At 55.8% G+C, this 251-nt stretch carries 1 protein-coding gene; it reads right to left on the reverse strand.

The genetic code is table 11. The features are described 5' to 3' along the window. Positions 1 to 251 (reverse strand): LLM class flavin-dependent oxidoreductase (locus SB756_RS33210; RefSeq protein WP_410913653.1); only part of this gene is annotated, 251 nt, incomplete at both ends.

The raw sequence follows: 251 nt of genomic DNA on the forward strand, positions 1-251 counted from the left end.
GGAAATTATCAATATCGCCGCTCATATGACGACGTAGCGCCATCATTGTCCGTTGGTCACTACCCGGAGCACGACCCAGCCCCAAATCGATTCGCCCCGGATAGAGTGTATTAAGCGTGCCGAACTGTTCTGCAATGACCAACGGTGAGTGGTTAGGCAACATCACGCCGCCAGACCCCAGATGCAGCGTGGTGGTATTCGCCGCCAGATAGCCGATCAATACCGACGTGGCATTGCCAGTGCTGCCACGT

It is taken from the genome of Pseudomonas sp. SIMBA_068, assembly GCF_046534705.1.
Taxonomy (GTDB): Bacteria; Pseudomonadota; Gammaproteobacteria; order Pseudomonadales; family Pseudomonadaceae; genus Aquipseudomonas; species Aquipseudomonas putida.